Here is a 6,461-nt window from a genome sequence, read left to right as displayed (position 1 = left end):
GCCTTATTTATTATGAAATTTAATGTAGTTGTCTTACCAACATTTTTATCCATACCAATAATTGATATGCTGTTATAATCAGTTAACCTTTGCAGTAATTTCATCAAGGTGTCCATACCCTCTCATCTTTCTTTCAAGACCTTCTGGCTCCATCAATGATTTTTCACTATTAGATAACAATTCTGCGACTCCAACCATATGAGTTTCTTTTTCATGTCTGCATACCTCACAGTTACATGCAGGTTCATAATGCTCTGGTTCTTTATAAGTAGTTATGACTCCTTCAAAGTTTCTTAGAATAATCTTATTATGCCCCTGTGAAATAAGGTAATTAGGCATTACTGGTATCTTTCCGCCACCACCAGGAGCGTCAACAACAAAAGTAGGTACACATAGTCCAGATGTATGTCCTCGAAGCCCTTCTATTATTTCAATACCTTTTGCCACAGAAGTCCTAAAATGTTCTATTCCAACTGTAAGGTCACATTGATATAAGTAATAAGGTTTCACCCTTATTTTTACTAACTCATTAACTAATTTCCTCATTACAAATACACAATCATTTACACCCTTCAATAAAACTGATTGATTACCAAGAGGAATTCCTGCATTTGCTAGTTTTTCACAAGCCTCTTTTGACTCTTTAGTAATCTCATTAGGATGATTGAAATGTGTATTAATATAAATAGGATGATATTTTTTCAACATATCCACAAGATTATCGGTTATTCTTTGAGGCAATACAACAGGTGTTCTAGTCCCGATTCTTATTATTTCAACATGAGGAATTTCTCTTAATCTCTGTATAATAGATTCTAATTTATCATCAGATAATAGTAGAGCATCCCCTCCTGATAATAATACGTCTCTAACTACTGGTGTATTGGCAATATATTCTATAGCTCTATTTATTCTATTCATTGGGAGTTCTTTATCTGTATGCCCTGCAAACCTTCTACGAGTACAGTGCCTACAGTACATAGAACATTGATCCGTTACTAAAAACAACACTCTATCAGGATATCGATGAACCAACCCGGGCACAGGTGAATGTGCATCTTCTGATAGGGGGTCAATGAAGTCAACTGTTGATGTGTGTAATTCTAAGCTATTAGGTACAGCTTGTTTTCTGATAGGGTCATTTTCATCATTCTTATCAATAAGAGATAAGTAGTATGGTGTAATGGCCATTCTTAGTGATTGCAAGCATTTTTTAATTCCTTCTTCTTCTGATTCATTAAGTGGTAAATACCTTTTTAGGTCTTCCACATTTCTTATCCTATTTTTTATCTGCCACTTCCAATCATTCCAATCGCTATCACTAACATTACTATAATATTCATACCGTCTGCTCTTTTTCATTTTACACCCCACAAAATTTCCTTCCAATTAGTTTAAATACATCTTTTCAAAGATATCTCTAATTATTTTACTTTCTCTAACATCTTCAAGTGTAATATTAGCATGATCTTTAGAATACCCATTTCCGATAATCATGTTAACATCTTTTCCAATACCTTCTGCTCCCAATGCAGCTTTTGTAAAGCTTGTAGCCATAGAGAAGAAATATACTATTCCTCCTTCTTTTACAGGGAGTATTGTTGACATCTCAGTATTAGGGATATTAACGCAATTTATTGCAACATCAATTTCTTTTCCATCAGTTACTTTCATAACTTCTTCTAATACTTTTGTAGGATTAGTTGCATCAGCAAGGATGATATCATGGCAGAATCCTGTTTCTTCCAAGAATTTTCTCTTGCTTTCACTTCTAACCATACCAATTACTTTACCATTTTCGCCTACTTGTTTTCTTGCTTCGTAACAGCATAATAAACCTGATTTTCCATTAGCTCCTAATACAAGAACTGTTTGATCCTTTTTAACTAGTTTTCTAGTTTGAGCTGGTGCTCCTGCTACATCAAGTGCTGCAAGTGCTAATGTTTCTTCCATATCATCTGGAAGTTTAGCATATATACCGCTTTCAAATAAAATAGCAGTACCTTTTACTTCTACACGATCAATATCCATCTTAATATCCAATATTTCATCAATCTTAAGTGGAGTTAGCGTAAGTGATACCAATGAAGCTATTTTATCTCCAACTTTCAAATCTCTATCTTTTATCTCACTTCCCATTTCTTTGATTGTACCTATTAGCATACCACCAGAACCAGTTACTGGATTCTGCATTTTACCTCTTTCACCAACGATTTCCATTATCATAGCTTTCATTTTTTCTTGGTCTTTATTACAAACATTTTTTATTTGAGTGAAGCTAGCTGAATCTATGTTTAGAGCCTGAATATCAATAAGCATTTCGTTATCATATATTTTCATATCATTGGATATTTTTTGTGCAGCTTGTGGTAATACTCCTTTTGGTTCTATAACTCTATGTGTTCCGTATTTGCAACCTCTCATAATTTAATCAATCCTTTCAAAATAATATATTTTCATATAAATCTTTTACTATAAGTTATCAACTAAAACATTGAATTACACTTCCATCACTTGTAAATTATCATCAATAATAAGTTCACAAGATGTTAAAGATTTTATTTCTTCTATTGTTGTATCTTTATTTATTTCTTTTAACACTATTCCTTTATCGGTTACTTCCATGACTCCAAGCTCTGTTACTATAAGGTCTATAACTCCTTTTGCAGTTAAAGGTAATGTACACTCATCTAATATCTTCGGTTTACCTTTCGCAGTATGAAGCATAGCTATTATTACTTTCTTGGCACCTGTAACAAGGTCCATAGCTCCGCCCATACCTGGAACCAATTTCCCCGGTATGATCCAGCTTGCAAGATTACCCATCTTATCAACTTCAAGGGCTCCAAGAACAGTGAGATCCACATGTCCTCCTCTTATCAGTCCAAACGAGAAGCTAGTATCAAAAAAAGCTCCATCAGGTAATGCACTCACGTATCCTCCACCAGCGTTTATGATATCTTTGTTTTCACTTTCGTCTGGAGATAGTTTACCCATACCTGTCATACCGTTTTCCGACTGAAAGCTTACTTCTACACCCTCTGGAATATAATTGGCTATTTTAGTTGGAAGACCAATACCCAGATTAACCAGCTGACCACTCTTAAGTTCTTTTGCTACTCTCTTAGCAATTATTTCTTTTCCTAATTTTTTATCTATCAAAAAATCCACCCCCATCTTAGTTAATTATGTAGTCAACCACAACACCTGGTGTTATAATACTTTCTTTGTCCAGATCTCCTGGCTCTACTAATTCTTCGGCTTCTACTATAACAGTATCAGCTGCCATAGCTATCATGGGATTAAAGTTTCTTGTAGTTCCTTTATAAATTGTATTGCCGAATTTATCAACAACACTTCCTCGGACAATTGCTAAATCAGCTCTTATAGGCATTTCAAGTAAATAATCCTTATCCTTAACTTTTATAATTTCTTTACCTTCTTCAACTAAAGTACCGACTCCTGTAGGAGTAAGAACTCCACCTAATCCAAATCCACCTGCTCTTATTCTCTCTATAAGAGTTCCTTGTGGTGACAACTCTACTTCTAGTTCGCCACTATTCATTAATTCTCCAGTAACAGGATTAGTCCCAATATGTGATGTTATTACTTTTTTAACCTGTCTATTAACTATTAACCTACCTATCCCTTTATCCTCATAACTAGTATCGTTACCAATTATTGTCAAATCCTTGATTCCCATTTCAATTATTAAATCAATAATCTTTTCTGGGGTACCACATCCTAGGAAACCGCCTACCATAATGACTGAACCATCTTTTAACAAAGGCTTTAAATCATCTTTGCTAACTAGTTTATTCACCTTTTCACCTCTTTTAAAATATTATTTATATGAACCTTCTCCTTGTTTGACTCTTAACTTATACCTAATATTTTTCTTGCTTCATCTGGAGTTGCAATCTCTCTTCCAAGTTCTTTTGCTAATGTCACTGCTTTTTCAACAAGTTCTCCATTGGAATTCGCTAACACACCTTTTTTCATGTAAATATTATCCTCATAACCTACTCTGACGTGTCCACCCATAATAATACTTATTGTAGCCATATTGAATTCATTTCGCCCTATACCAGTTACTGTATAAGTTGCATCATGTGGAATACTATCCACTAAATATACTAAATCTCTAGGTGTAGCTGCTATTCCACCATTGACTCCTAATACGAAATTAAAATGAAGTGGTGCTTTTAGAATACCTTTTTTGTATAATCTAAGTGCCATATCAACCATACCTTTATCAAAAACCTCTATTTCAGGCTTTATACCTAGACCATAGATTTTTTCTGCAAACTCTATTATTGTGTTTTCAGTGTTAACAAAAATATCGTCACCACCAAAATTACAAGTTCCACAATCAAGTGTTGCCATCTCTGGATCAAGATATATTGGCTGTAATCTCTCTTCATTTGTCATCCCCACTGCCCCACCAGTGGATGGTTGAATGATTACATCTTTGCATCTTTCTTTTATACCATCTATGCATTCTTTGAATCTATTTTTATCTTGTGTAGGAGTTCCATCATCTTCTCTTACATGTAGATGAATGATACTTGCTCCAGCTTTGTAAGCTTTCTCGGCTTCACTTACAATTTCATCCACAGTGTAAGGTACAGTAGGATTATGTTCCTTGGTAACTTCTGCTCCGCAAATAGCTGCTGTAATTATTAATTTTTCCATATCTACTTCCCTACTTTCTTTGTTTGTCCTTAGGAACTACACATGTTCCACTAGCTTTGCATACTACAACAACTTCTTCCATGATCTCAGCTGCTGAATCATTGATATCTGGTCTTTGTCTAATAACTTTTCTAGCTTCAAATACCATTTTTCTTGAAGTATTTCCAAAACCAGTAATCTGTCCTTCACATTCTATGTAATCACCAGCATATACCGGAGCCATAAATTCAATATTGTCATATGCTTTGAATAATCCTTCATCCCCATCATTTTTAATTAATAATTCTGTTGCTACATCACCAAAAAGTTGTAAAATCTTAGCTCCATCTACTAGACTTCCCCCATAATGAGCGTCATGACAACTCATTCTTACTCTAATTAATGATTTCATCTACCTAACTCCTTTCTATAAAATCTAAGGTACTCGTAAGTAATAACCCTAAAATCCTTCTATCAACTCCCTTTCCTCATATTTTCCACCCTAAATCCAATCCAATAACACAAGAAAAGCACTGAAAATAAGATTTCAATGCTTTTAATTAATTAAAAGCTATTTATGTAATGAAATCTTATTTTCAATACATAAATAGCTCTCCATAAACCTAGGATATCTAATCATCCCTTATGGCAGTGATAAAGTATTAACATCATCACCAAGAATATGTTTAAGAACCAACACACTCTTTCGGCAAAGGAACCATTCTTCTTTAATATCGGAGGTTCTTCTCCTTAACAATTAAAGATTACCCTCTCCTTCGCGCCTCTATTCATGTTTTATATAATATTTATATAGATAGATATACACATCTATACAATAATCATATTCAATTCATTATTTAGTTGTGTTTGTCATATTTCTATTTCATGTAGTTATATCATGATATAGTTAGCTTGGGGTCATTTTAATACGTTATTAGATTTATTACATTATAATACTTAATATTACTATTATAATTATATTTAGAAGACTTAGGGGTACGTTTTTATATTATCACCTTCTATTTTATTATTCAATTATTCTAATAATACTTTTATTATTTAAAATAATTTTCTAGGATTCATTAATTATAATAAAATGAAATGATACATTTTATTAACTTTTTTAATACAGAACTATTATTCTCACTTAATTGACATATACTATATACATATGAAGGTGGTGAATTACATGAATGAGAATAAAAAGGTTATTATAGCTGAAATTGTATCTGCAGTTGCCATAATACTTCTTGGAAGTTTGTTTCACTTCTTATACGAATGGACAGAATGTACAGCCATAGGGATATTCAGTCCAGTTAATGAAAGTGAATGGGAACATATCAAGATAATGTTTTACCCTGTTATATTAGTAAGTATTATTGAATATTTTTTTATAAGGTATGATGTCAATAATTATGTATTTGCTAAAGCTATATCCGCTCTAGTTTTTATAGCAACTACCTATTTACTAATATATTTATACGAATTGATTTTTGGCGAAGGTGAAATGGCACTCCATGTAGTAACATATATTGTTGGAGCTTTTGTAGGTCAATTGATAAGTTATTTAATATTACGACGTTCAAATTCCAGTAAAAGTAAATGTAAAAATCTTATTGGTTATTATATTTTTCTATTTGTTTTTTTAATAATTACATTATTTACTTTCAGACCTTTGCAATGTGATTTCTTCAGAGATTCTACAACAGGTTATTATGGAATACCTCCCAAGAGTTGAATAGTGAGTATTTCTATAAAATTAAAATAGCTGTCTAGTAATATATTTT

Annotated in this window: 7 protein-coding genes and 1 riboswitch; of the genes, 1 reads left to right on the top strand and 6 read right to left on the bottom strand. The window is 32.7% G+C overall.

Annotation, left to right across the window (positions count from 1 at the left end):
- Window positions 1–78 precede the first annotated feature (78 nt).
- The 6 genes from kamA to kal all read right to left on the bottom strand — a co-directional run bounded on the left by kamA (window position 79) and on the right by kal (window position 5,086).
- On the bottom strand, window positions 79–1,362 hold the full coding sequence (gene kamA, locus ACX6CF_RS25930) for a lysine 2,3-aminomutase (protein WP_458788281.1): 1,284 nt from the start codon (window positions 1,360–1,362) through the stop codon (window positions 79–81).
- Window positions 1,363–1,389: 27 nt separating this feature from the next.
- A complete protein-coding gene (kdd, locus tag ACX6CF_RS25925; protein WP_458788280.1) occupies window positions 1,390–2,424 on the bottom strand; it encodes an L-erythro-3,5-diaminohexanoate dehydrogenase in 1,035 nt (344 codons plus the stop codon).
- A 75-nt stretch (window positions 2,425–2,499) separates the two neighbouring features.
- Window positions 2,500–3,159 carry a 3-oxoacid CoA-transferase subunit B gene (locus tag ACX6CF_RS25920; protein WP_458788282.1) on the bottom strand — a complete coding sequence of 220 codons (660 nt, stop codon included), beginning with the start codon at window positions 3,157–3,159 and terminating at the stop codon, window positions 2,500–2,502.
- Window positions 3,160–3,178: 19 nt separating this feature from the next.
- On the bottom strand, window positions 3,179–3,823 hold the full coding sequence (locus ACX6CF_RS25915) for a CoA transferase subunit A (protein ID WP_458788279.1): 645 nt from the start codon (window positions 3,821–3,823) through the stop codon (window positions 3,179–3,181).
- Window positions 3,824–3,876: 53 nt separating this feature from the next.
- Window positions 3,877–4,695 carry a 3-keto-5-aminohexanoate cleavage enzyme gene (kce, locus tag ACX6CF_RS25910; protein ID WP_458788278.1) on the bottom strand — a complete coding sequence of 273 codons (819 nt, stop codon included), beginning with the start codon at window positions 4,693–4,695 and terminating at the stop codon, window positions 3,877–3,879.
- 10 nt (window positions 4,696–4,705) lie between these two features.
- Entirely contained in the window at window positions 4,706–5,086 is a 381-nt protein-coding gene (gene kal / locus ACX6CF_RS25905) for a 3-aminobutyryl-CoA ammonia lyase (RefSeq protein ID WP_458788277.1), read from the bottom strand.
- A 188-nt stretch (window positions 5,087–5,274) separates the two neighbouring features.
- Window positions 5,275–5,469, bottom strand: a riboswitch (Lysine riboswitch).
- Between the two features lie 394 nt (window positions 5,470–5,863).
- On the opposite strand from kal, the gene ACX6CF_RS25900 reads away from it, so the two are divergent.
- Window positions 5,864–6,412, top strand: a complete 549-nt coding sequence (locus ACX6CF_RS25900; RefSeq protein ID WP_458788276.1) for a DUF6512 family protein — start codon at window positions 5,864–5,866, stop codon at window positions 6,410–6,412.
- The last annotated feature ends 49 nt before the right edge of the window (window positions 6,413–6,461 follow it).

It is taken from the genome of Vallitalea sediminicola, assembly GCF_054408565.1.
Note: the sequence above shows the minus strand (reverse complement) of the source record. Positions and strands in the feature narration are given on the sequence as shown.

Coding starts and splice junctions, on each gene's coding strand:
- kamA (WP_458788281.1), bottom strand. CDS start 1,362: ATGAAAAAGAGCAGACGGTATGAATATTATAGTAATGTTAGTGATAGC.
- kdd (WP_458788280.1), bottom strand. CDS start 2,424: ATGAGAGGTTGCAAATACGGAACACATAGAGTTATAGAACCAAAAGGA.
- kce (WP_458788278.1), bottom strand. CDS start 4,695: ATGGAAAAATTAATAATTACAGCAGCTATTTGCGGAGCAGAAGTTACC.
- kal (WP_458788277.1), bottom strand. CDS start 5,086: ATGAAATCATTAATTAGAGTAAGAATGAGTTGTCATGACGCTCATTAT.
- ACX6CF_RS25900 (WP_458788276.1), top strand. CDS start 5,864: ATGAATGAGAATAAAAAGGTTATTATAGCTGAAATTGTATCTGCAGTT.